Genomic DNA, 555 nt, shown 5'->3' with positions numbered 1-555 from the left:
GGGCCGGCGTCGCTGCGGAGCACGCACTGACGATCGGCTGGTCCGCGGCGATGGTCGCTCATGCCGACGAAGTCCCGGCGCTCGCCGACCGCATCACCGAGGTCCTCTACGAACGCCTGAATGCCGGACGCGCGACGCGCGCGCTGGTGCTGCATGCGATACCGAATCCATCGGAGACGATCGAGGTCGTGCAAAGCATGCTGTGGCCGTTCGACTTCAGGCGCTTCAGTCGACCGGTTCATGCCGATCCGCCGCTCGTCACGTTGCCGCCACGACGGCTGCTGGCCTTGCTCGCCGAGGAATACATCTACGCGCAGTTATGCGAGGCGATCATGCTGTCGTTCGCCGCGGAGAACGAGGCCCGCATGCGCGCGATGATCGCCGCGCGCACCAACGTTCACAACACGCTCGACGGTCTGATCGGAGAGTCTCGCCGCCTGAGGCAGGAGGAAATTACTTCGGAGATCGTGGAATTGTCGTCGGTCAGCCTTGCAGCCGGCACGGGAAACCGAGTCCGCCGCTTCGCAAAACGCTGAGTCGTTTCCGAGGCTGCCC

1 protein-coding gene is annotated in these 555 nt (G+C 65.0%); it reads left to right on the top strand.

Going from position 1 to position 555, the window contains the following annotated elements:
- Positions 1-536 (top strand): F0F1 ATP synthase subunit gamma (locus tag AWB68_RS46025; RefSeq protein WP_200829005.1); only part of this gene is annotated, 536 nt, incomplete at its 5' end.
- Positions 537-555 lie beyond the last annotated feature (19 nt).

The organism is Caballeronia choica, from assembly GCF_001544535.1.
Lineage (GTDB): Bacteria > Pseudomonadota > Gammaproteobacteria > Burkholderiales > Burkholderiaceae > Caballeronia > Caballeronia choica.
The sequence above is the reverse complement of the archived record's forward strand: the minus strand, read 5'-3'. Positions and strand labels throughout refer to the sequence as shown.